General features: G+C 51.1%; 24 protein-coding genes. 16 read left to right on the plus strand and 8 right to left on the minus strand.

All coding sequences use genetic code 11. The features are described 5' to 3' along the window. Positions 1 to 22: 22 nt before the first annotated feature. Positions 23 to 265, plus strand: coding sequence for a YecH family metal-binding protein (locus ON072_RS08355; protein ID WP_028781035.1), 243 nt, complete (start codon positions 23 to 25; stop codon positions 263 to 265). On the opposite strand, the gene ON072_RS08360 is transcribed toward ON072_RS08355, so the two are convergent. The 6 genes from ON072_RS08360 to suhB form a co-directional block, all read right to left on the minus strand. Then, a complete protein-coding gene (locus tag ON072_RS08360) occupies positions 259 to 609 on the minus strand; it encodes a hypothetical protein (RefSeq protein ID WP_025011483.1) in 351 nt (116 codons plus the stop codon). The two genes, ON072_RS08355 and ON072_RS08360, sit on opposite strands and share 7 nt — an antisense overlap. After that, positions 596 to 1,264 carry an AAA family ATPase gene (locus ON072_RS08365; RefSeq protein WP_025011484.1) on the minus strand — a complete coding sequence of 223 codons (669 nt, stop codon included), beginning with the start codon at positions 1,262 to 1,264 and terminating at the stop codon, positions 596 to 598. Before ON072_RS08365 ends, ON072_RS08360 begins: the two co-directional genes overlap by 14 nt. Positions 1,265 to 1,336: 72 nt before the next feature. Beyond that, the gene (locus tag ON072_RS08370; protein ID WP_144224659.1) at positions 1,337 to 1,639 is read right to left on the minus strand and encodes a PilZ domain-containing protein; all 303 of its coding nucleotides are present in this window, start codon (positions 1,637 to 1,639) and stop codon (positions 1,337 to 1,339) included. A 277-nt stretch (positions 1,640 to 1,916) separates the two neighbouring features. Then, positions 1,917 to 2,321 (minus strand): phosphate-starvation-inducible protein PsiE, encoded by a 405-nt coding sequence (locus ON072_RS08375; protein WP_028781034.1) that lies wholly within the window; start codon positions 2,319 to 2,321, stop codon positions 1,917 to 1,919. Between the two features lie 85 nt (positions 2,322 to 2,406). Further along, complete coding sequence (locus ON072_RS08380) at positions 2,407 to 3,573, minus strand: NnrS family protein (protein ID WP_261753063.1); 1,167 nt, start codon at positions 3,571 to 3,573, stop codon at positions 2,407 to 2,409. A 337-nt stretch (positions 3,574 to 3,910) separates the two neighbouring features. Further along, positions 3,911 to 4,711: an inositol-1-monophosphatase gene (suhB, locus tag ON072_RS08385; protein WP_208145209.1), complete on the minus strand. Its 801-nt coding sequence runs from the start codon at positions 4,709 to 4,711 to the stop codon at positions 3,911 to 3,913. Positions 4,712 to 4,861: 150 nt separating this feature from the next. Between suhB and trmJ the strand changes: the two genes are divergently transcribed. The 14 genes from trmJ to ON072_RS08455 all read left to right on the plus strand — a co-directional run bounded on the left by trmJ (position 4,862) and on the right by ON072_RS08455 (position 20,266). Next, positions 4,862 to 5,590, plus strand: a complete 729-nt coding sequence (gene trmJ, locus ON072_RS08390; protein WP_093983183.1) for a tRNA (cytosine(32)/uridine(32)-2'-O)-methyltransferase TrmJ — start codon at positions 4,862 to 4,864, stop codon at positions 5,588 to 5,590. 14 nt (positions 5,591 to 5,604) lie between these two features. Next, a complete protein-coding gene (gene cysE, locus ON072_RS08395; protein WP_025011488.1) occupies positions 5,605 to 6,426 on the plus strand; it encodes a serine O-acetyltransferase in 822 nt (273 codons plus the stop codon). A 198-nt stretch (positions 6,427 to 6,624) separates the two neighbouring features. Next, a complete protein-coding gene (gene iscR, locus ON072_RS08400; RefSeq protein ID WP_025011489.1) occupies positions 6,625 to 7,086 on the plus strand; it encodes a Fe-S cluster assembly transcriptional regulator IscR in 462 nt (153 codons plus the stop codon). An 81-nt stretch (positions 7,087 to 7,167) separates the two neighbouring features. Next, entirely contained in the window at positions 7,168 to 8,382 is a 1,215-nt protein-coding gene (locus tag ON072_RS08405; protein WP_025011490.1) for an IscS subfamily cysteine desulfurase, read from the plus strand. Between the two features lie 32 nt (positions 8,383 to 8,414). Next, positions 8,415 to 8,798 (plus strand): Fe-S cluster assembly scaffold IscU, encoded by a 384-nt coding sequence (iscU, locus tag ON072_RS08410; RefSeq protein ID WP_025011491.1) that lies wholly within the window; start codon positions 8,415 to 8,417, stop codon positions 8,796 to 8,798. A 14-nt stretch (positions 8,799 to 8,812) separates the two neighbouring features. After that, positions 8,813 to 9,136 (plus strand): iron-sulfur cluster assembly protein IscA, encoded by a 324-nt coding sequence (gene iscA / locus ON072_RS08415; RefSeq protein ID WP_025011492.1) that lies wholly within the window; start codon positions 8,813 to 8,815, stop codon positions 9,134 to 9,136. Between the two features lie 24 nt (positions 9,137 to 9,160). Continuing rightward, the gene (gene hscB / locus ON072_RS08420; RefSeq protein WP_025011493.1) at positions 9,161 to 9,685 is read left to right on the plus strand and encodes a co-chaperone HscB; all 525 of its coding nucleotides are present in this window, start codon (positions 9,161 to 9,163) and stop codon (positions 9,683 to 9,685) included. A gap of 83 nt (positions 9,686 to 9,768) precedes the next feature. Further along, the gene (hscA, locus tag ON072_RS08425; RefSeq protein WP_219160939.1) at positions 9,769 to 11,631 is read left to right on the plus strand and encodes a Fe-S protein assembly chaperone HscA; all 1,863 of its coding nucleotides are present in this window, start codon (positions 9,769 to 9,771) and stop codon (positions 11,629 to 11,631) included. An 8-nt stretch (positions 11,632 to 11,639) separates the two neighbouring features. Continuing rightward, positions 11,640 to 11,975 carry an ISC system 2Fe-2S type ferredoxin gene (fdx, locus tag ON072_RS08430; protein ID WP_025011494.1) on the plus strand — a complete coding sequence of 112 codons (336 nt, stop codon included), beginning with the start codon at positions 11,640 to 11,642 and terminating at the stop codon, positions 11,973 to 11,975. A 132-nt stretch (positions 11,976 to 12,107) separates the two neighbouring features. Then, a complete protein-coding gene (rimK, locus tag ON072_RS08435; RefSeq protein WP_025011495.1) occupies positions 12,108 to 13,007 on the plus strand; it encodes a 30S ribosomal protein S6--L-glutamate ligase in 900 nt (299 codons plus the stop codon). A gap of 81 nt (positions 13,008 to 13,088) precedes the next feature. After that, on the plus strand, positions 13,089 to 13,286 hold the full coding sequence (gene iscX, locus ON072_RS08440; RefSeq protein WP_123116589.1) for a Fe-S cluster assembly protein IscX: 198 nt from the start codon (positions 13,089 to 13,091) through the stop codon (positions 13,284 to 13,286). Positions 13,287 to 13,679: 393 nt separating this feature from the next. Then, entirely contained in the window at positions 13,680 to 14,111 is a 432-nt protein-coding gene (gene ndk / locus ON072_RS08445; protein ID WP_025011497.1) for a nucleoside-diphosphate kinase, read from the plus strand. A gap of 386 nt (positions 14,112 to 14,497) precedes the next feature. Further along, the gene (locus ON072_RS08450) at positions 14,498 to 17,167 is read left to right on the plus strand and encodes a TonB-dependent receptor (protein ID WP_025889464.1); all 2,670 of its coding nucleotides are present in this window, start codon (positions 14,498 to 14,500) and stop codon (positions 17,165 to 17,167) included. A 447-nt stretch (positions 17,168 to 17,614) separates the two neighbouring features. Next, positions 17,615 to 20,266 (plus strand): TonB-dependent receptor, encoded by a 2,652-nt coding sequence (locus tag ON072_RS08455; RefSeq protein WP_261753059.1) that lies wholly within the window; start codon positions 17,615 to 17,617, stop codon positions 20,264 to 20,266. Between the two features lie 212 nt (positions 20,267 to 20,478). Here the strand turns inward: ON072_RS08455 and ON072_RS08460 are convergent, their stop codons facing one another. Both ON072_RS08460 and ON072_RS08465 read right to left on the minus strand, forming a co-directional pair. Continuing rightward, positions 20,479 to 20,820 (minus strand): TraR/DksA family transcriptional regulator, encoded by a 342-nt coding sequence (locus tag ON072_RS08460; protein WP_025890162.1) that lies wholly within the window; start codon positions 20,818 to 20,820, stop codon positions 20,479 to 20,481. Between the two features lie 126 nt (positions 20,821 to 20,946). Beyond that, positions 20,947 to 21,900 (minus strand): tRNA-dihydrouridine synthase, encoded by a 954-nt coding sequence (locus ON072_RS08465; protein WP_208184898.1) that lies wholly within the window; start codon positions 21,898 to 21,900, stop codon positions 20,947 to 20,949. A 293-nt stretch (positions 21,901 to 22,193) separates the two neighbouring features. On the opposite strand from ON072_RS08465, the gene ON072_RS08470 reads away from it, so the two are divergent. After that, on the plus strand, positions 22,194 to 22,646 hold the full coding sequence (locus tag ON072_RS08470; RefSeq protein ID WP_025011501.1) for an HvfA family oxazolone/thioamide-modified RiPP metallophore: 453 nt from the start codon (positions 22,194 to 22,196) through the stop codon (positions 22,644 to 22,646). Positions 22,647 to 22,673 lie beyond the last annotated feature (27 nt).

Genomic DNA, 22,673 nt, shown 5'->3' on the forward strand with positions numbered 1-22,673 from the left:
CTCATTATTTTGTGGAGGATACATGAATTCTTCGGTACATGGCCATCAGGTGCTGCAGTTGTTGCTGGAACAAACCGCCCCCATTCAGAGGAACAATCTCAAGGCACTGATGCAGGAGCGTTTCGGTAAAGACGCCCGTTATCATACCTGCAGCGCGGAGGGAATGGATGCCGACGCCTTGCTCAACTTCCTGGCCGCCAAGGGCAAATTTATCGAATCACCTCAGGGGCTGAGCACCCTTGAGAGCAAAATTTGCCGTCACTGAGTTTCGCCTGCCTCATCTCGGGCGATCATTTCGGCCTGGGCTTTATCGCTCAGGTTATGAAAGTCGCGAATGAAGATCCGCAGCAGCCTGGATTTGGCAATACCTGTCTTACGGGCGATGCTGTCCAGCTGGCTGATGCTGGCTTCGGTCAAGGTAAAAGTGGCATGGCGATAGAGACGGGTGGATTTTTTATCCAGACCCGTTTGGGATTTGGCGGCCGCTATCCCGGTTAAGCGGCTGGGTTTCCCATGGGCATAGTTGTTGGCATCTTCGATAAAATCCTCGACAGAGACCTTCTTTGCCTTGGGTTTGATCTTTTGGCGTTTGAGATCAGTTAAGCTCATAAGAGTTTTCCGGCGGAATGGCTAACAGCTCGTCGGCGATATTGCGAATTTCCTCGGCGGCTTTTCCATCGGGCTCAATTTCGATGACGGAGGAGCCTTTTTCTTCGCTGTCATCATAAATGTTACGGCTGAAGGTCACTGAATCCAGCACCCTGAGACCGAATGAGTTGACCACATCCTTGGCTTCAAGAATGCGTTTGAACTGTGAGGGCAGGGCCGGGCATTGGGTCAGTACAATTGTCGCCACCATCTTGGGATTGACCATCTTACAGGTGCTGAGCATATCTTCCATATGCGGCAAGGTCTTCAAATCGCGCCGCTTGGGCCTCAAGGGGATCACCACATAGCTGGCAACCGACATGGCGGCGCGCATTGCCAGGTTGTCCTGACCGCCACAGTCGACTATCACATAGTCGAAACGTTCATCGAGACTCAGGAGATCGTTGCGGATCTTGCCGTAGAGCTGAATACAGTTGATGGCCGGCAGGGAAGGGTCATTGTTACGGGCCTGGATCCAGTCGGATGTGGTGCGCTGTGGGTCACAGTCGACCATCAGTACATTGGCCTGATATTTCTGGGTAATGTGTACAGCCAAATTCTGGGCCAGGCAGCTCTTGCCACTACCACCTTTCTCCCCACCTACGAGCAGTATCATGAATTTTCTCCCCGTGTCCTCGGTACTTATGTTGAATTAAAGTATAGAACACCCCGGATACTGCGTCGGAGTCTAGATAAGTTGCATAGCGATGTGAAAACTCTTTGGATGACTCTCGCTGCAACGGCACACCTGTCCTTTTACAGTGTTTTGGGCATAGGTTCCGGCATGGAAGGTCACGGATACCAGTTCTCCCAAGGCAAAAGGCTGACTGTATTCAAACAAAATTCCCCGTCTGGACAGATCGATACAGACACCATCGTCAATGTGCTCATTGCCCGCTTTATCCAACCAATGAAGCCTGATCCGCTCCGCCTCCAGATCGACTCGCAGTGATCTGCGTCTTTCGATAAAGTCATCCAGATTTTCATCCATGTCGGTCCCCTTTAATTCAATGGATAGTCGGCAGTTTCCCATGCATTATCTAAGTTAGAGTCACTCGTTGCCGTGTATGCATCCAAGGCCAAGGTCGAACTACCCTGATAAACCTTTCTTGCCCTATTTGCCACCACAGCTTTTATTTTTGCTGAGTGAGTCAACTCTCATGTGCAATGGTATAAGTGTTTTAAAAATAGCATAGATTTGTCGGTAACTGCGGCCGGTTATCTCGAGCCGATAAAAAAGAACCCGGCGTTTGCCGGGCTCATTGAATTCAGTTGTCATACTCTTGATTCTTGGGGTAGGGCATCTTCAACTGCCCCCAGCGGATCACTATTACGGTTGCCGCCAGTACCAGGGTCGAGATTGAAATGGCTACTATGCGCCAATCCTCCATCGACTTCATATCCAAAATTAAGTAACGGGCCAAAGCTACAATCGCGATATAGAGTGGCATACGTACAGGCAACTTGCCGGACTCGGCATAATTGGCCACCATTGCCAACACTTCCAGATAGATAAACAGCAACAGCAGATCGGCAAGGGCCACAGCCCCCATTTTGAAGATATGCACTATCTCCTGGCCAATGGCGACGACTGTGGCAATGGCAATAACAATCAACACCAGATGTTCGACGGCTTTAAGGCTCTTAGAGCCGTATTTGCGATACAGTTCCATGAAAACTCCCTGAAATCATTTCCTAAATAGTATCAGCAAATTTTCTGCCTGCCGCGAAATCTGTGTGATAGCTTTCACAGAACCTTTAACCGGGGCGGCCATCCAGCCTCGCTCGGCAAAGGATTGGTGCGTAAAGCAAAACAAAAGTGGCAAATGCCATCAGCCAGCAGATAATCGCGCCCATCAGCAAGATTTGGCTTACCTGGGGCACAATAGCTGCCGTAACCCGCAATATTGCAGCCAGTAATATCAAGCCAAAGGCGGGTATCATGGGCCAGGCAATCTGCAGCGGTCTGCCGGAATGCCCCAAAGATACCCTCGCCATCATAGCCAGGATCATTCCACCCATACCGCCAACGGTCAGGGCATGAAACCCCAACATCATCTGACCGCTGACACCGATAATCAGCAGCCCGATCGGAATACACAGGTAACTCAAATGCAGTGACCACAGCAGTGGTACCTTGAGACTGGCGCGCCAGCCCCAACGAGCCCAGCGCAGCAGTAGCGCAGCACCTGCCAGCAAGGCCAATGCTTGTGTCAGCCAAGGGTAGGGTAAAAATAAACTGATAAGCATCAGGGGTAAGGAGGCGAAGCTGAGCGCTTCGAGTAAAGGGGTTGGCGCCTTGCGGTTAAAGCCGGTGGCGCGCTCGGTAAAGAAGGGGATCACCCTGCCACCGAGTAATGCTACCAGGAGAATGACCAGCAGCGCCGCGGCTTGCAGTGCTTTTTGTGCCAATCCGGGCTGTTCAAGGCCGAGATAAGAGAGGAGGTTGGCACCGAAGAGCAATAGCAGCAGAGGCACAAACACCAGGTTGCGCCACTGTTTTACTCGGATTACAGCCAACCCGAGCAGTAGCGCCGTGACTGGGAAGAAGGCCAGATCCAGCAGCATTACCAAAGTAAAAGGGGCTACGCTGGCATCGAGCAAGAGTAGTCTGGGAGCCAGCCATAGACACCAGAGCAGCAGCAATGGCCAGCCTCTTATACCTGGAACCCCTGTCCAGTTTTGAACTGCTGTTAACAAAAAGCCCGCGACAACAGCGCCTGTGAAGCCGAACAGCATTTCGTGACCATGCCACCACAGAGGGTTAGCGTGGGGCGTCAATGGTACTTGACCACTGAGTAACGCTCCCCAAAGTAAGAGTGACAACAAGCCGAACAGGCTGGCGCCGAGAAAAAAAGGTCTGAAGCCCAAACGGAAGAGCGCCAGCGGAAACTGCTTGTTGGCCGGTTCATCGATGTTGAGGATGCCACCCTGAGTGTTGCGAGTGCCGGATTTGCTCATAGTCTAGCCTTAAATACCCAAACAAAATACTCGGGTATTTTAAGGTGTAATATAAATGCATGTAAATATATCCAAAGAGTTATCTGTATGAGAGACTGAGGGACGATCCCCATCCTTGGTTATTCCGGCTTGGCTCGGCCAGAGCCTTATTGATTCAATCTGATTTACTCGAACGGATTGAAGTCCGCTCTATCTTCTTGGCGTTCAGGCATAAAAAAACCGCCATAAGGCGGTTTTTACCAACTGACTTCAGTACTTTAGTAGGTTATTTCAATGTTTACTCAAGTACTTGTCTGATAACTTACTTCAGAGCGTCGCTCAACAGGGGACGGAAGCGTTTGACCAGCAGGCTGGTGGCTTTAGGCGCACCGGCAACGATATGGCCAGAGAGCAGATAGTTGTGACCACCACTGAAGTCGGTAACTGTACCACCGGCTTCACGAACAATCAGATCGCCGGCAGCGATATCCCAAGGCTTGAGGCCCAGTTCGAAGAAGGCGTCTACACGACCGGCGGCCACATAGGCCAGATCCAGCGCAGCTGAGCCGGCGCGGCGCAAGTCAGCACACAGAGAGAAAGTCTCGCCGAACAGCTTCATATAAGTTTCAGTATGCTGGCGGGCCTTGAAAGGGAAGCCAGTGGCAACCAGACTAGCGCCCAGATCGCTGACATTGTTTACACGGATACGGAAATCATTCAGCTTGGCCCCTTTACCACGTGCGGCGCTGAACAGTTCATCGCGAACAGGATCATAAACAACGGCAACTTCAGTCTTGCCTTTGTACTGCATGGCGATGGAAACGGCGAAGTGAGGTACACCATTAACAAAGTTATTGGTGCCGTCCAGAGGATCAACAATCCACAGATAATCTTGGTTGGTGCCGCGGTTTTCGCCATTTTCCTCACCCACTATGCTGTGGTCGGGATAGGACTTGCGGATCTGATAGATAATTGCTGCTTCTGCTTCCTTGTCTACACTGGTCACAAAATCGTTGACACCTTTGGCATCGACTTCAATACGGTCGAGTTCGGTGTAGGCACGCATAATAGTTTGGCCCGCAGCGCGAGCAGCGCGCACGGCAATAGTCAGCATCGGATGCATTGCAATCCCCTGGATGTTAAAGAACGGACAAAAATTCGGCGCAGATTATACCCTAGTTGTCAGTTATATCAAATGGCGATTTTTCTATAAGCAAAAAAATGTGCCTGTGGTACCATCCGCCTCCTGATTTTTTATTTTTGAAGTTGTTCCATGCTCTCCAATATTCGTGTCGTCCTGGTAGGTACCACGCATCCCGGAAATATAGGTTCTGTGGCCAGGGCCATGAAAACAATGGGATTATCCAATCTTTATCTGGCGGAGCCCAAAGTTGAGCCAGATGGCCAGTCCATTGCGCTTGCCGCCGGTGCCTCCGACATTCTCAAACATCTGGTCAAGGTCGATAGCCTGGAAGAGGCGATTAAAGACTGCAACTTGGTGATTGCCACCAGTGCCCGCAGCCGCACTCTCGACTGGCCCGTGCTCGAACCCCGTGAAGCGGGCAGTAAATTGGCGCTTGAGAGCAGTCAGGGCCCGGTCGCCATTGTCTTTGGCCGTGAAAGCCATGGCCTGAGTAACGAAGAGTTGCAGAAATGCCACTATCATGTGTGTATCCCCGCCAACCCGGAATACAGCTCACTCAACCTAGCCCAGGCGGTGCAGCTTATCTGTTATGAAACCCGGGTGGCCTGGCTGGAGAAGCATCAACAAGCCGAGCAGGAGCTGGTTGAGTATCCCAGCAGTGAAGATCATGAGCGTTTCTTTGAACATCTGGAACGGACACTGCAAAAAACCGGCTTTATTATCAAGAATCATCCGGGACAGGTGATGATCAAGCTGCGGCGCCTGTTCACCCGTGCCAGAATCGAAACGCAGGAGATGAACATACTGCGCGGGATCCTGACATCGGTAGAGAAAAAGGTCGACAGCAAAGAAGAGTAATCCGAGGAATCAAGATGGGTGTGATAGCCAGACTGAAAGAGGACATAGGGTCCATTTACCATAGGGATCCGGCGGCGCGCGGTGCGCTGGAAATATTGCTCAACTACCCGGGTATGCAGGCCATTTGGCTGCACCGTATCAGTCATAAGCTGTGGAAGGCCAATTGGTGTTTTCTGGCGCGCTGTTTGTCCACCTTTTCCCGTTGGCTTACCGGGGTGGAAATACACCCGGGCGCAACCATAGGCCGGCGATTCTTTATCGACCACGGCATGGGGGTTGTAATAGGGGAAACCGCCGAGATTGGCGATGATTGTACCCTTTATCACGGCGTGACTCTGGGCGGCACCACCTGGCAAGCCGGTAAACGTCATCCGACCCTTGGCAATAACGTGGTCATAGGAGCGGGGGCCAAGGTGCTGGGCCCCATTACCATGCATGATGGTGCCCGGGTTGGTTCCAACTCTGTGGTGGTCAAAGACGTGCCCAAGGACACTACCGTTGTGGGTATTCCTGGCCGGGCTGTCACAGTGGCGTCGGCTCAGTCCAAGGAAACCAGCGAGCGTCGCAGCGCCATGGCCAAGAAATATGGTTTTGACGCCTACGCCGTGTCACCCGACAACCCCGACCCTGTTGCCAATGCCATAGGCCAGATGCTGGACCATATGCATCTGATGGACTCCAAAGTACAGGAAGTCTGTCAGGCGGTTCAGAAAATGGGCGGTAGTGTTTGCACCGAGCGCCTGCCTGAGTTGGATGTGGGCGAGTTCAGCGAGGCCGAAACCGCTGCGGCGGAAAAGCGCCAGCAGGCAATGGATGAGTTTGATCCCATAATCTGATACTTAATGGCTATTTTGTGGGCTTTTGCCATTGAATAATCGCGGCGAAAAAGGTTAAATACCCCACCAAGCAGACAGGGTATTCAACCTGATTTATGAACCACTAATACCCGAGTAAACAAGTAGGATTTATACTTGACTAAATTGCTCGGGTATGTTGAAATTCCCACATACCTGTTTGGGAGCCGTGGTCGTTTTATGAAACTTACATCTAAGGGTCGCTACGCAGTGACAGCCATGCTGGACGTGGCCATACATTCGGCGCAGGGGCCGGTACCGCTGGCAGATATTTCCGAGCGCCAGGGGATTTCCCTTTCTTATCTAGAACAACTCTTTGCCAAACTGAGAAAACAAGGCTTGGTCGCCAGTGTGCGCGGTCCCGGTGGGGGTTACCGCCTCGGACTGGAAGCCAATGATATCTCGGTGGGCATGGTGGTACATGCGGTAGATGAATCTGTCGATGCCACCCGTTGTCAGGGGCAGGGGAATTGCCAGAGTGGCACCCGCTGTCTGACGCATTCGCTCTGGGGTGACCTGAGCAAACAGATTTCTGACTTTTTAAATGGCATCAGCCTTGCTGCACTGATGCAGAAACGGGATGTACAGTTCATCTCGGTAAAGCAAGATAAGATGCAGCAGGAGCAGAGAGTCAGCGCTTGAGCTGATCCTCTGGTGGATATAAAAACGAATAATGTACGTTGTATGTAGCCTCGGCCGAGACTGCGAAGTACGGAGTGTGTAATGAAGCTTCCTATCTATTTGGATTATGCCGCAACAACGCCTGTAGACCCCCGGGTTGCAGACAAAATGGTACAGTACATGACAATGGACGGTGTATTCGGTAACCCCGCATCCCGTTCACACCGCTACGGCTGGCAGGCCGAAGAAGCAGTGGATATTGCCCGCAACCAGGTCGCGGAGCTGATCAATGCCGATCCCCGTGAAATCGTGTTCACCTCCGGCGCCACTGAATCTGACAACCTGGCTATCAAAGGTGTTGCCCACTTCTACCAGAAGAAGGGTAAGCACATCATCACCAGCAAGACAGAACATAAGGCCGTACTGGATACCTGCCGTCAGCTGGAGCGTGAAGGTTTCGAGGTCACTTACCTGGAACCTGCAGCCAACGGTATTATTCCCATGGAGCGCCTGGAAGCGGCCATGCGCGACGACACCATTCTTGTCAGCATCATGCATGTCAACAACGAGATTGGCGTGATCCACGATATTGATGCCATCGGCGAACTGTGCCGTAGCAAAGGCATAATCTTCCATGTGGATGCTGCCCAGAGTGCCGGTAAACTGCCTATCGATATTCAAAAGACCAAGGTCGACCTCATGTCTATCTCGGGTCACAAGATGTATGGCCCTAAAGGCATAGGTGCCCTGTATGTGCGCCGTAAGCCTCGTATTCGTCTGGAAGCCCAGATGCACGGCGGTGGTCATGAGCGTGGTATGCGCAGCGGCACCCTGGCGACTCACCAAATTGTGGGTATGGGCGAAGCGGCAGCCATTGCCAAAGCCGATATGGAAAAAGATAACGAACGTATTCGCTATCTGCGCGACAAGCTGTGGAACGGTATCAAAGATATCGAAGAAACCTATCTCAATGGCGATATGGAGCAACGTGCCTGCGGCAGCTTGAACGTCAGCTTTAACTATGTGGAAGGCGAGTCGCTGATGATGGCGCTCAAGGACTTGGCCGTATCTTCCGGCTCGGCCTGTACTTCTGCCAGTCTGGAGCCCAGCTATGTGCTGCGTGCCCTGGGGCTGAACGACGAGATGGCGCACAGCTCAATTCGTTTCTCCATCGGTCGTTTCACTTCCGAGGAAGAGATCGACTACGCAATCGAAACCATTAAAAACTCTATTGGCAAACTGAGAGAAATGTCACCACTTTGGGAAATGTTCAAAGATGGTGTGGACCTCAACCAGGTGCAGTGGGCACACCACTGATCCCCGCGGATAGATGAATTTGGAGCAGTATCATGGCTTACAGTGAAAAAGTGATAGATCATTACGAGAACCCGCGTAACGTAGGTTCTTTCGACAAGAACGACCCATCCGTAGTGACCGGCATGGTGGGTGCGCCTGCCTGTGGTGACGTGATGAAACTGCAGCTCAAGATTGACGACCAGGGCATCATTGAAGACGCTCGCTTCAAGACTTACGGCTGTGGCAGCGCAATCGCATCAAGCTCTTTGGTGACCGAATGGGTAAAAGGCAAGTCCATCGAGGAAGCGGCCGCCATCAAGAACACGGATATTGCAGAAGAGCTGGCTCTGCCACCTGTGAAGATCCACTGTTCTATTCTGGCCGAAGACGCCATCAAGGCGGCTCTGGAAGAGTACAAGTCCAAGCAAGCTAAATAACGCCAGGAGTTAAGATGGCTATTACTATGACGCCTGCCGCCGCCGAGCGTGTCCGTGCCTTTCTAAGCAACAGAGGAAAAGGCATAGGTTTGCGCTTGGGGCTTAAGACTTCAGGCTGCAGCGGGATGGCTTACGTTCTGGAATTTGTCGACGAACTCAACGAAGATGATGAGGTTTACAACATAGATGGTGTCAACATCATCATAGATGCCAAGAGCTTCATCTATCTTCAGGGGATCGAGCTGGACTTTGTCAAGGAAGGACTCAACGAAGGCTTTAAATTCAATAACCCTAACGCCAAAGGTGAGTGTGGTTGCGGTGAGAGCTTCACGGTTTGAGTTTCACCGCCGCCTTGAGAGTATATGAATTATTTCGAGCTGTTTGATTTAACTCCCTCCTTTGATGTGGACACCGCCGAGCTGGCCAGTCGCTATCGCGATCTGCAGCGGGCGGTGCATCCCGACAAGTTCGCCAACGCCAGTGAACAGCAAAAACTGCTGGCCATTTCCCGCACTGCCCAGATAAACGACGCCTTTCAGACCCTGAAAGATCCTATCCGTCGGGCCGAACATATGTTGGCGCTCAAAGGTGTGGATATCAGTCACGAGACCACCACGGTTAAAGACACCGCCTTTTTGATGCAGCAGATGGAATGGCGTGAAGCGCTGGAGGAGATAGGCCAGAGCGGCGATGCCCAGAGCGATATCGATGAGCTCGATGTTTCATTTGCGGCTTACCGTAAGCAGGTGACAGAGCTGCTGCGTAACCAACTTCACAGTTCCAAAGAGGCCGACGCAATAGCCGCGGCAGATCAAGTCCGCAAGTTGAAGTTTATGGCAAAATTGCAGGATGAACTGCAGCGGGCCCAGGATGCGCTGTTCGACTGACGTCGCCTTCGGCCTTCAAGCATATTCCTACGGTTGGCTCAATTTTTGATTGGGCCAACTTTTTAAACACAAGATGGAAGACTATGGCACTTTTGCAGATTGCTGAACCCGGCCAAATGGCCGCTCCTCACCAACACAGATTGGCCGCAGGGATAGACTTGGGTACTACCAACTCCCTGGTTGCTGCGGTTCGCAGCGGCGAGGCGAGCACGCTGGCCGACGAGCAAGGCCGGCATTCATTACCATCTGTGGTGCACTATGGCGAGCAGGGTGTTCGTGTGGGTCACGATGCCCTGGCCGATTCGGCCAAGGATCCTGAAAACACCATAGTGTCGGTGAAGCGTTTCATGGGCCGCTCTTTGGCCGATGTGCAAAGCGGTGAGCAAGCTTTCCCCTATCAGTTTGAAGCCAGTGAAAACGGTCTGCCTCTGTTTGTGACCTGCGCCGGTAAGATGAATCCGGTTCAGGTGTCTGCAGAAGTATTGCGCCCCCTGATTGCCCGCGCCGAGTCTACCCTGGGCGGGCCTTTGGAAGGCGTGGTTATCACAGTGCCTGCTTATTTTGATGATGCCCAGCGTCAGGGAACCAAAGATGCGGCAGCTTTGCTCGGTATCAAGGTGTTACGCCTGCTCAACGAGCCAACTGCGGCCGCCATCGCCTATGGCCTGGACTCGGGTCAGGAAGGCGTCATTGCCGTCTATGACTTGGGCGGCGGCACCTTTGATATCTCTATTTTGCGCCTCAACCGCGGCGTGTTTGAGGTACTTGCAACCGGTGGCGATTCTCGCCTGGGTGGTGACGACTTTGATGAGCTGCTGCAAGGCCTGTTGCGTGAACGCATGGCGCTGGAGTCGCTTTCAAGCCAGGAAGCGCGGCAGTTGCTGATGGAAGCCCGGCGGGTAAAAGAAGCGTTGACCGATAGCGACAGCACTATTGCTAAGCTGACACTGAAAGATGGCAGTGAGCGTGAAGCCGAGGTGAGTCGCAGTGAGTTTGACCAGTTGATCAACACGCTGGTGAAGAAAACCATTCAGGGTTGTCGCAAGGCCCTACGTGATGCCGGAGTGGATACTGACGAGGTGCTGGAAACCGTGATGGTTGGCGGCTCCACCCGGGTGCCTCTGGTGCGGGAAATGGTCGGTGACTTCTTTGGCAAGGCGCCGCTGACTTCAATCGACCCTGATCGCGTGGTCGCCATAGGCGCTGCGGTACAGGCCGATATTCTGGTGGGTAACAAGCCTGACTCGGATTTGCTGCTGCTGGATGTGATCCCGTTGTCGCTCGGCATTGAAACCATGGGCGGTTTGGTGGAGAAGGTGATTCCGCGTAACACCACCATTCCGGTTGCCAGAGCCCAGGAATTTACCACCTTCAAAGACGGTCAGAGCGCCATGGCGTTTCATGTGGTGCAAGGGGAACGTGAACTGGTGGCCGATAGCCGCTCTCTGGCACGCTTTACCCTTAAGGGCATTCCACCATTGGCTGCAGGCGCCGCGCATATTCGGGTGACCTTCCAGGTCGATGCCGATGGCTTGCTCAGTGTCACCGCCATGGAGAAGTCTACCGGAGTGCAATCCAGCATCCAGGTTAAACCTTCCTTCGGTTTGAGTGATACTGAAATTGCCGGAATGCTCAAAGATTCGATGCAGAATGCCAAAGAGGATATTGAGCTGAGAATGCTCACAGAGCAGCGAGTGGAAGCGGCCAGGGTACTGGAATCGCTGCACTCGGCGCTTGCGAAAGATGGCGAACTGCTTAGCCAGGAGGAGCGCGCTCTGGTTGACCGCGCCATGGCTGATTTGAGTGAAACCGCTGCCAATGGCGATGTTGATGCCATCAAAGCGGCGATAGAAGCGGTGGATGCGCAGACCCAGGAGTTTGCCGCCAGACGTATGGACAATTCGATTCGGGCCGCACTGAAGGGTCAGTCGGTCGATAACATATAGGTGAGACTATGCCACAGATAGTATTTTTGCCCCATGAAGAACTGTGTCCTGAAGGCGCCGTGGTGGAGGCAGAGGTGGGTGAATCCATTTTGGATGTCGCGCTGAAAAACGGTATCAACATAGAGCATGCCTGTGAGAAATCCTGTGCCTGTACCACCTGCCATGTGATAGTGCGTGAAGGCTTCGATGAGCTTGAGCCAAGCGATGATCTGGAAGACGACATGCTGGACAAGGCTTGGGGCCTGGAGCCTGAAAGTCGTCTGTCCTGTCAGGCCAAGGTGGTTGAAGGTGATATGGTTGTTGAAATCCCCAAATACACAGTCAACATGGTCAGTGAAGGTTAAGTGCTGACATCTTTTGAAAACCGGCCCCAAGTGGCCGGTTTTTTATTGCTATGCTTGGCGTGCAGAGATTGATTTCCAACACGGCAGGCGTATGATGCGCTGTCTTTTTCACTCTTAGGGACACTGACCTGGATGCAGATTGCAATTTTGTCACAGAACAAAACCTTATATTCCACACGCCGTTTGGTGGAGGCCGCCCAGGAACGGGGTTATCAGGTGCAGGTGATCAATCCGCTGGAATGCTATATGAATATCAGTATGCAGCAGTCCAGTATTCATATCGGGGGCGTCGAGTTGCCGTCCTTCGATGCGGTGATCCCGAGAATAGGTGCCGGCATTACCTTCTACGGCACGGCTGTGGTGCGTCAGTTTGAGATGATGGCTACCTATACACTCAATAGCTCCATGGGGATCTCCCGCTCAAGGGATAAGCTGCGCTCCATGCAGTTACTGTCCCGCAAAGGCATAGGACTGCCAGTGACAGGTTTTGCCAATAAGCCCAGCGATATTCCGGATCTTATCGACATGGTCGGTGGTGCTCCCTTGGTGATTAAACTCTTGGAGGGCACTCAGGGGATAGGTGTGGTGCTGGCTGAAACCCGTAAGGCGGCCGAGAGTGTGATTGAGGCCTTTATGGGCCTCAAGGCTAACATTATGGTACAGGAATATATCAAGGAGGCCCAAGGGGCCGATATCCGCTGTTTTGTGCTCGGCGACAAGGTCATTGCCGCCATGAAACGCCAGGCTCTGCCGGGAGAGTTTCGCTCCAATCTGCATCGGGGCGGCACGGCAACCTTGGTGAAGTTGTCTCCGGAAGAACGTTCAATCGCGGTGCGCGCCGCCAAAACCATGGGGTTGAATGTTGCCGGCGTGGATATTTTACGCTCCAACCATGGACCCGTGGTGATGGAGGTCAATTCATCCCCCGGACTCGAAGGGATTGAAGCCGCCACCGGCAAAGATGTTGCCGGCGCTATCATAGAGTTTATTGCCAAGCAGAGGCGTAAGGGCAAGACGCCAAGCGAAGCCTGATCTTGGTCTCAATCAAGGCTATTAAGGCTTCAACTGCGGCGCTATACTCAAAGTCAGTACTTATCTGAAGCAGGAGTAACCATGGGACTCAAGTGGATAGATTCATTGGACTTGGCTTTGGAGTTGCTGGAGGCACATCCCGATGTGGATCCAGAGCAACTGCATTTCCCTGAGCTTTACGAGTGGATATTGGCGTTGGAAGCCTTCGATGATGACCCTAAACACTGCAGCGAGAAAATTCTCGAAGCCGTGCAGCAATGCTGGATCGAGGAAAAGTAATCCCCTCTGGCGGAAAACTGATCCCGGTCAAATTATCACCATCACGAGTCAACTATATTAGCTTGGTTAATAAATTGTTGTGCTGGTTTCGGAGGTTTGTCATGTCACGTTTCTTCGCCTGTAGTTTTGGATTATTTGCTCCGGCCGTGCTGGCACATTCGGGGCATGGTGGTGTTGGCTTGTTTCATCATTTTCCTCAGTTTATGCCTTTGTTATTACTTTTGGTTTGTCTCTGCGGCGGTTACCTTTGGCTCAAGCGTCGGCATTGAGTCTTTGAGTACCTCCTCCCGGTGGATTTTGCCAGGCGCTTTGCGAGATAGGATTAGGATCTGGCGCATTTATTTCGTATAATCCGCGCGAAATTTAAAAACTCGCTGATTAAGGAAGCTAGTCATGGCGATCGAACGTACTTTTTCTATCATTAAGCCTGATGCGGTAGCCAAGAACCACATTGGTGCTATCTACAACCGTTTTGAAACTGCCGGCCTGAAAATTGTTGCCGCCAAAATGGTTCACCTGACCAAAGAACAAGCCGAAGGTTTCTACGCTGAGCACAGCGAGCGTCCTTTCTTTGGTGCTCTGGTTTCTTTCATGACTTCTGGTCCTATCATGGTTCAGGTTCTGGAAGGTGAAAACGCCGTTCTGGCCAACCGTGAAATCATGGGTGCGACCAATCCTGCTGAAGCTGCCCGTGGAACTCTGCGTGCTGACTTTGCTGACAGCATCGATGAGAACGCTGTTCACGGCTCTGATGCTCTGGCATCAGCCGAGCGCGAAATCGCATACTTCTTTGCTGCTGATGAGCTGTGCCCTCGCACTCGTTAATTAACAGCAAATAGACAAAAGGAGCCGAATGGCTCCTTTTTTGTTTGGTTTTTGTGTGCAGTGAAATTCTACATACATCACATTTTTCATCAAAAGCGTTGCATTAACAGCGGGTTGAAAAGTAAGCGTTGTAAATAAAATGTTTTGATACCTAATGATACATCTTGGCTGTAGCCGGCATTTGTTCTGTAAAAATATCATTAGTTTTTGATTGATAAGGTGCTTGAGTTTTACAAATTAAACCAGGTGTCAACAATTCGTTATCATTTAAGTGATTGATAATGTTGCTGTTATTGGTATGTTTCTCGTTTGGGGGGCTGAGTATTACATAGAATAAGAACACGGTGTTCCCTCCCTGCCACCGTGCTTGAAAAAGGAATGAGAATATGTCAACGCAGACTGCAGTCGCTAAGGCCATCCGCTTTAGTCTGTTTGCTTTTGTTTCCACATCAATCCCTACAATGGTTTATGCCGCCGATGATGCTCAGGCTACAGAACAAGTAGAACGTATTGAAGTTACTGGCTCCCGTATCAAACGCACAGATATGGAGAATGCTTCTCCAGTTGTTGTGATGAGTGCTGCCGATATTGAGAAAGGTGGTTTCAACTCGGTTCAGGATGTACTGGGTAACCTGTCGCAGAACTCAGGCGGCTCCATGACCCAACAGGAAGTACATGGTTTTACCCCTGCCGCTTCCTCTGTCAACCTTCGTGGCGTGGGCGCCGGTCGGGTACTGACCCTGATCAATGGTAAGCGGGTGCCCAAGTATCCCTTTGGTGCCGGTGGTACCGACAGCTTCGTGGATACTGCCAATATTCCTTTGGGTGCGATCGAGCGTATCGAGATCCTGACTACAGGTGCCTCGGCTATTTACGGCTCTGACGCCATGGGCGGTGTTATCAACATCATTCTCAAGAAAGATGTCGAACAGACAACTTTCAAGTACCGTTTCTCCGACACGGATGAAGGTGGTCTGCGCAACAATCAGTTCTCTTTCATGACAGGTGTCAGCAGTGATACGGCTAACCTGACTTTCTTTGCCGAATATGAAGACAGAACGGCACTGAAAGGGACAGATCGCCCAGAGTGGGGTACAGATATTGTCGACGGTCAGCCATACTCAGGTTACAGCTCTTACGGTGCCAACCTGGTACAGGACCTCGGCAACAACAAAACTTCGCTGACCAAGACCTTGTCACCGGCAGAATGTGAGGCCCGTGGCTATGTGGTGATGGAAAATGGCCGCTGTGGTTTTGACCGCTCCAAGCAGCGTGATTTCCTGCCGGAGCAGAAGCGCTACTCGACCATGATCAACCTCACCAAGGAGCTGAATGCGGACCATCAGCTGTATTCCCGCATTGATTACACTCATTCCTCGACCTTTACCGAGATTGAGTCTGCGACAGTGGGCACTGATTTCATGTTCAATGTAGCCGGTGATAAAGTCACCATTGCCAATAAGGACAAGGGGCTGTCCCAAACTTTTGACAAGGACACTGCATTCGGTGGTGACTTTGCCAATGCTGCAGACGGCGACTACTACTACACCCGCCGAATGAGTGAGCTGGGGCCACGTACCTCTGACTTTGAAACCAATAACTTCTCTTTCATCATAGGTTCCAAGGGGTTCCTGACCGACAGTATCGAGTATGATACTTCTTGGTCTATTGCGCGTCAGACAGTGGAATCCCGCAGCAACGGTTCTCCAACTTACCAGAGCACCTTCGACTACCTGACCTCTGGCGACAGCGGCAAGTCTCTGCTGGATGTGATCTCTCCTGAAGATGCGGCACTGCTGAACTACGAAGGTAACAAGAAGGGACAATCTACTCTGTCCAGCTTTAGTGCCGGTATCAATGGTGATGCGTTCGAACTTGCCGGAGGCACTGCTGCCTACGCTGTGGGTATCGAATACAGCAAGGAGTGGTTCTACGATAAGTCTGACAGCTTCACCTCCAACGGTGGCGTCATAGGCAAGGGGGGCAGCAGCGCCGAAGGTGAACGTGAGCAGTATGCTGCCTATGCCGAGCTGGCCTTGCCATTGCTGGATCAGTTGACCATGACACTGGCCGGACGTTATGACTACTATGATGATGAGTCTGATGTTGGTGGCCAGTTTACTCCGCAAGTGTCACTGGAATACCGTCCAATCGACAGCCTGATGCTGCGTGCTTTGTATGCCGAGACTTTCCGCGCACCGGATATGCAGCGTTTGTTTGGCGATCCTACCACTGGCTACAGCACAGTTATCGACACTCCGCGCTGTGAAGCCTATGGTGAATGTGACAAGATTGAGTCTTTGCCGATTGCCATCGGTGCCAACCCAGAGTTGGAAGCCGAAGAGGGTAAAAACTACAACCTGGGTCTGGTCTGGGACTATGAAGGTATCAACCTGACGGTGGACTACTGGATGGTTGAAATCGACAATCTGGTGAATGACCCGAGTGCGCAGTATATTCTGGATCACGCCGATGCCTTTGCCGACAAGATTGAACGTGACAGCAATGGCAAGTTGCTGAAAGTGAACACTCAGGCGATGAATATGTCTTCTCGTGAGACTGCCGGTATCGATTTCTCTCTGGGCTATCGCTATGAAACCGAGAGCTATGGTGAATTCAGCAGCCGCCTGGAAGGGACTTACCTGACCCGTTGGAAGGAAAAGCTGACTCCGGATTCAGAGGAGCTGGACCTTATCGATGGTGAGGGATCTGCGCCTCAGTTGCGTGCCAACTTGAACCTGGGATGGTCTTACAACGACTTCTCCACCAACATTCTGTTCAAGTATATCGACAGCATGAATGGTGAGCGGATGGATTACTTTGTCAGCGAAGGTCTGGACAGCACTTATCCGGTGAAAATCGATAGCCATGTCGAGGTTAACCTGGCTGCCAGTTACTTCATCTACGACAATCTGAAGGTTTCTGCCGGTATCAACAACCTGTTTGATTCAGGACCGGAGATCGATTACACCCAGTCCAGCTGGCCTCATTACCCACGAGCCTACTATAACGTTATTGGACGTGAATATTATGCAGGGGTAGAGTTTACTTTCTAATAGTATTCAAACCTTGAAAACCGGCTTAATAAGCCGGTTTTTTTATGCCTAAAATAAACAAAGGGAAAATGATGTTAGATACATATTGATTCAGGTGTTTGCTAAATGTTTATTCTGGTTCGGTGTGATTTTTTTGCCACGAGATAGTTGTTTCTTAAATATTAAATTTATGGAGCCTTTAAACTTAATAAAAACATATTTTTCAACATGTATCGCTTGTATATTTTTGTTTTAAAATTTTGATTTATAGGTGTTTTTAAGTTTCATTGGCAGTTTCGCTCTATTTGTTTGTATCAATTGGTTACCCAATGGTTGTTTTTGTGTTTTGTTTGTTGACCGTATTGTTTTATTTGTGGAGTATCTTTGTGAGTGTTGCAATTTGTTTGCAATGTTTAAAACAAAAATAATCAGATATTTCTTGCAGAAAGAAACATCAGGGAGACAAGTATGAGTTCCATCAGTTTAACTGCAAAGGCAGTTCGTCGCGGTTTACTTGCTGCGGCAGTTACGGGAATAGCTTTCAGCGGATATGCAACCGCTGAAGAAGCAAAAGAAGGCAAAGTCGAGCGTATTGAAGTAACTGGTTCACGTATCAAACAAGTGGATATGGAAACCGCTTCACCTGTTACTGTTATCACAGCAGCCGATCTTAAGGTTACCGGGGAAACCTCGGTTGCCGATGTATTGAATAACTCCAGTATCAACAGCTTTGGTTCCTGGCGTGGCATGTCCGGCTATGGTGCCGGGGCCAGTGCCACCAGTGATGTGGATTTACGTGGTCTGGGTTCTCAGGCAACCTTGATCCTGCTCGATGGTCGCCGTATGCCGGGTACCAGCTCAAGCTCAGGAACCGTTGCCGATACTTCCAGCATCCCAATGGCGATTGTTGAGCGAATCGAAATTCTGCGTGACGGCGCCTCTGCCGTTTACGGCTCGGATGCGGTTGCCGGGGTAATTAACATCATTACCAAGAAAGACTTTGAAGGTGTTGAGCTGAACTACACCGGTGAATCACCTGATGTGGAAGGCGGCGATTCTTCACGTTTCTCTGTCGCGGCCGGTTTTAGCACAGATAAGGGCAATATCACCCTGACGTTCGAGCATTACGATACTACCTCTGTGTACGATAAAGATGTTTGGCGCTTTGATGATCCTAGCTGGAACGGCATCAGCTCCTACAGTGTGATCCCAAGAGCTACCTATATTGGCGCCGATGGTAAATCGGCCAATTATACCAATAGCGAGCTTTGCTCCCAGGCACCGAATGTTATTGATGGTACCGACGGCGCCAATGCCGGAACCTGTTACTATGACTTTGGTAAGGTGACCAAGCTGTTTGGTAATGTGAACCGCAACAGTATTCTGTCTAACTTCAATTACCAGCTGACTGACGACATACAGTTCCGTGGCCGCGCTTCTGCCAGTCTGAGTGAAACCAATACCCGTTACGCGGGCACCCCGGTATCAACCAACGCCCCAACCATGGCTGCGGACAACCCAATGAACCCATTGGGCACAGATATCACTGAGATCCGTATGCGTTCGGTACAGATTGGTGAGCGTGACACTACCACTGAAACCAACTCAATCGACTTCCTGGCCGGGTTGGTAGGTTATTGGGATGTGGGTAACGGTATCGATTGGGAAATCAATGCCCAGCATACACGTTCAACCACTGACTCATTCAACTACAACCTGATCAACGACAATATCGTTCAGGACCTGATCAACACAGGCAACTATGATGTCTTCAACACCACAGGCATGAGCTATGAAGATTGGGATGCGCAGATGGCCGATCTCTATGGTCAAGCGGCCCATACCGGTGTGTATCAGGCGCAATTTAACAGCACCCAATTTGATGGTCTGTTGTCCGGCATGCTGTATGAAGGCAACGGTATTACTTTGGCCGCTGTTGTCGGTGCCGAGTATGAGATGATTGAGTTTGTGCAGCTGAGTGACCCGCAATCTGCTGCCGGTATTATCTCCGGTGGTTCGGGTGGCGACGATGTTGATGCAACCCGGGATCGCAGTTCTGGCTATTTGGAACTGCAATCTTCGCTGCCATACAATGTGGACCTGTCCGCTGCAGTTCGTTATGAGCGCTATGAGCAGGAAGGTAACATAGCTTCCGGCTTTGCCTCTTCAACCTTCGATTCAGTTGTGCCCAAGTTCTCTGCTAGCTGGCGTCCGGTTGACTCTCTGTTGCTGCGTGCCAGCTGGGGTGAGTCTTTCCGTGCCCCTAATATGGGTGAGATGTTCTCCGGTGAAGCGCTGAGTTTTGAACGTACCCTGGATACTGTCTGGTGTAGTGCCAACCCCGGGGCCGATGAAAACTACTGTAGCCCAAGTAACCAATATAAGACCTTCTATGGCGGTAACCCGGATCTGAAAGCGGAAGAGGGTGAATCCTTGACCCTGGGCTTCGTCTGGAACGTGACTGACGATTGGAGTATTGAAACTTCTTACTATGACATCAGCTACGACAGCAAGATTGAAGTGGTCGATGTTGATGATCTGATCCGTGAAGAAGAAGCCAATGGTGGTTCGCCTTATATCATTCGTGGCAGCGATGGCAAGATTGAGACCATTCACAGCCAGTATCGTAACTTGAGTACGCTGGAAACTTCCGGGATTGACTTTGTCACCAGCTACAACCAGGAAACTGATTTCGGTGATTTCCGTCTCAAGCTGGAAATGACTCATGTACTGGAATATAAGACCAAGGCCGATGCCGAGTCTGACTTCTTCGATGAAGCCGGTCTGCAGGACAAGCCTGAATGGCGTGGCAGTGCGTCAATCAACTGGAGTCGTGATAACTGGAGTGCAGCTTGGACTACCTACTATATAGGTGGCCAGGATTCAGGAGCTGTTGAATACAACAACGAATACCTGATCAACGTACCAAGCTACTTCAAGCACAACGTCCAGGTAAGCTACGCCCACGACTGGAATGGTTCCATCACCTTGGGTGTGAATAACGCCTTCGATGAGGAAGCACCAACCTGGTACAACTATGCTGACTATCGTGATGTCAACACAGGTCTGTACGACGTACTGGGTCGCACCTGGTTTGTAACCATTAATCAGAAGTTCTGATAAAACGCCGATTCTCCCTTACGGCTCAGCCCCGCCATTTTGGCGGGGCTTTTTTGTATAGAGTCCCCCAACTAGGCTGGGGGTTCCGTTTATCCGAATAAAAGCTTGTCTGTCAGGAGCCGAGGACATACGCGCAAAGAAAGAGCGGAGTTTTACGATAGTCATAAAAAAAGCAACCCTTGAGGTTGCCTTCATCGCTCTTGATTGATCAATCAGTGATTCAATCGCAATTCTTGTCTGTGTTCGTGTTTATATTGCTCATGGCAACGTTCACAACGCTGCTCGGTCGGATCTCTGTCGAGCCGATATGCTTCGATTTCTGCCTCACAGTCTGCACAAAGACCATAAAGCCCTAAATCCAGTTGGCAGAGGGCGGCATCCAGTCTCAATAGTCTGTGGTAGAGAGGATGTTTGCAAAGATCGGCCTGAGTCATGGTTTCAATCAGATCACTGAGTGACATCTGGGGATCCCAGTGGGGTCCGAGCACCATTATCTCTTTCCTGAGATCGATTTCTAACGCCGACAATGCTTGTCTGATATGGGAGCTGCTCACTGATAATTGCCTGTAAAGATTGAGTCTACGGTCATTTAGTCTAAACAGCCGGGTCAATGTCACTATGATAAAGATCAAATCTGGGTGACATTTTCTGTCGTTAAGGCGCTAATTTGTCAGAATTGCTCACATCTTGTCATCTATTTCGCGATGAGCTCGGCTGAGAGTGGCCACTATGTCGTCGGTTTGCTTGTGTACCCTGAGCTCCCTGAACAGGGTATCGGCCTGTGGATACTGGCGATTGAGGTAGCTGAACCACTGTTTGATCCGTGCCGGGTAGTAGCAACTCTTGCGGCCGCTGAGCTCTTTCTGGCTGTAACTCATCAGCAGTGCCAGGGTCTGTTGCCAGCTGTATTGCATGGCGCCGTTTTTGATGTGATCCGCCAAATTGGGCAGAGAGATGGCGCCGCGGCCCACCATGATACTGTCGCAACCCGTTACTTCCATGCAGCGCAGGGCATCTTCCCGGTTCCAAATCTCGCCGTTGGCGATCACGGGAATGGCCAGTTTTTCACGGATCTCAGTGATATATTCCCAATAGGCGGGTGGACGGTAACCGTCTTTTTTACTGCGGGCATGGACAGCCAACTCAGTGGCGCCGGCTTCATAAATTGCCAGCGCGTTTTCCATAAACAGGCTCTTGTCTTCGAACCCCAGGCGAATTTTGGCGGTCACCGCATGAGGTACAGGAACCGCCTGCCGCATGGCTTTGACTATCTTATGGATCTGCTCCGGATACTGGAGTAACACGGCACCGCCCTTGCTGCGGTTGACCATCTTGGCCGGACAACCAAAGTTGGCATCTACCCCTTGGGAGCCGAGTTCTATTGCCCTCAAAGCGTTTTCAGCCATCCAACCTGGCTCCTGCCCTAAAAGCTGTACCCTGACTGGCGTACCACTGAGAGTCATGCCGCCCTGCAGCAGTTCGGGGCAGAGGCGATGGAAGACTTTTTCAGGCAAAAGTTGATCCACCACACGTACAAACTCTGTGACCATCAGATCATAAGGATTAATTGCAGAGAGCAGTTCCCGCATCAGATTGTCAACAACCCCCTCCATAGGGGCGAGAATAATACGCACGTGTTTAAGGCCTGGCTGAAATAGAAAGTGGCGCATTCTACCTTAAATCCCATCCGGCACCAATCGACAGCTTAAAAGGCACAGGCTTATTCGAGAGATCTAACTGTTAACAGCTTGATCTTATCGGCATTTGCTATTTTACTCATGTATCCCTACATGGGGTTTTAGGTAAAAACTGTGATCCGTGGTTGAAAATGTGAAATAGATTCTGCTGTCCCCGGGTCTGATATTGCAAGCCGGCAATCGAGGCCGGTCACTCGTAACAACTCTATGAGCAACAGGCAGGAAAGACAATGAAGACAGTCAAGACAACTACAGTAGCAGCCGCTTTGGGTATGGTTATCGCAGGTTCCACCGTCGCGGCAGAGGCCCAGGCCAGTGCTTTCGGTTTTCAGGCAATGGAAGCCGGTTATCAATTGGTTGGTAATGAAGGCAAGTGCGGCGAAGGTAAATGTGGTGATAAGAAAGCCAAAGAAGCCGAGCACAAGGGCCGTGAGGGTAAATGCGGCGAAGGCAAGTGTGGCGAAGGGATGAAGAAAGCTGCCGAAGGCAAATGTGGTGAGGGCATGAATAAGGCCGCCGAGGGCAAGTGTGGTGAAGGCATGAAAAAAGCCGCAGAAGGAAAGTGCGGTGAAGGCAAGTGTGGCGAAGGAATGAAGCATTCCGCCGAGGGTAAAGCCAAAGCCGAAGCCAATAAGGTCAAGGAAGGCAAGTGTGGTGAAGCCAAGTGTGGTAGTAACCACTGAAGCTGAATAGTGCAGGGCGCATTGCGC

It is taken from the genome of Shewanella sp. K8, assembly GCF_028823715.1.
Lineage (GTDB): Bacteria > Pseudomonadota > Gammaproteobacteria > Enterobacterales > Shewanellaceae > Shewanella > Shewanella algae.

Coding starts and splice junctions, on each gene's coding strand:
- ON072_RS08355 (WP_028781035.1), top strand. CDS start 23: ATGAATTCTTCGGTACATGGCCATCAGGTGCTGCAGTTGTTGCTGGAA.
- ON072_RS08360 (WP_025011483.1), bottom strand. CDS start 609: ATGAGCTTAACTGATCTCAAACGCCAAAAGATCAAACCCAAGGCAAAG.
- ON072_RS08365 (WP_025011484.1), bottom strand. CDS start 1,264: ATGATACTGCTCGTAGGTGGGGAGAAAGGTGGTAGTGGCAAGAGCTGC.
- ON072_RS08370 (WP_144224659.1), bottom strand. CDS start 1,639: ATGGATGAAAATCTGGATGACTTTATCGAAAGACGCAGATCACTGCGA.
- ON072_RS08375 (WP_028781034.1), bottom strand. CDS start 2,321: ATGGAACTGTATCGCAAATACGGCTCTAAGAGCCTTAAAGCCGTCGAA.
- suhB (WP_208145209.1), bottom strand. CDS start 4,711: ATGCATCCGATGCTGACTATTGCCGTGCGCGCTGCTCGCGCTGCGGGC.
- trmJ (WP_093983183.1), top strand. CDS start 4,862: ATGCTCTCCAATATTCGTGTCGTCCTGGTAGGTACCACGCATCCCGGA.
- cysE (WP_025011488.1), top strand. CDS start 5,605: ATGGGTGTGATAGCCAGACTGAAAGAGGACATAGGGTCCATTTACCAT.
- iscR (WP_025011489.1), top strand. CDS start 6,625: ATGAAACTTACATCTAAGGGTCGCTACGCAGTGACAGCCATGCTGGAC.
- ON072_RS08405 (WP_025011490.1), top strand. CDS start 7,168: ATGAAGCTTCCTATCTATTTGGATTATGCCGCAACAACGCCTGTAGAC.
- iscU (WP_025011491.1), top strand. CDS start 8,415: ATGGCTTACAGTGAAAAAGTGATAGATCATTACGAGAACCCGCGTAAC.
- iscA (WP_025011492.1), top strand. CDS start 8,813: ATGGCTATTACTATGACGCCTGCCGCCGCCGAGCGTGTCCGTGCCTTT.
- hscB (WP_025011493.1), top strand. CDS start 9,161: ATGAATTATTTCGAGCTGTTTGATTTAACTCCCTCCTTTGATGTGGAC.
- hscA (WP_219160939.1), top strand. CDS start 9,769: ATGGCACTTTTGCAGATTGCTGAACCCGGCCAAATGGCCGCTCCTCAC.
- fdx (WP_025011494.1), top strand. CDS start 11,640: ATGCCACAGATAGTATTTTTGCCCCATGAAGAACTGTGTCCTGAAGGC.
- rimK (WP_025011495.1), top strand. CDS start 12,108: ATGCAGATTGCAATTTTGTCACAGAACAAAACCTTATATTCCACACGC.
- iscX (WP_123116589.1), top strand. CDS start 13,089: ATGGGACTCAAGTGGATAGATTCATTGGACTTGGCTTTGGAGTTGCTG.
- ndk (WP_025011497.1), top strand. CDS start 13,680: ATGGCGATCGAACGTACTTTTTCTATCATTAAGCCTGATGCGGTAGCC.
- ON072_RS08450 (WP_025889464.1), top strand. CDS start 14,498: ATGTCAACGCAGACTGCAGTCGCTAAGGCCATCCGCTTTAGTCTGTTT.
- ON072_RS08455 (WP_261753059.1), top strand. CDS start 17,615: ATGAGTTCCATCAGTTTAACTGCAAAGGCAGTTCGTCGCGGTTTACTT.
- ON072_RS08470 (WP_025011501.1), top strand. CDS start 22,194: ATGAAGACAGTCAAGACAACTACAGTAGCAGCCGCTTTGGGTATGGTT.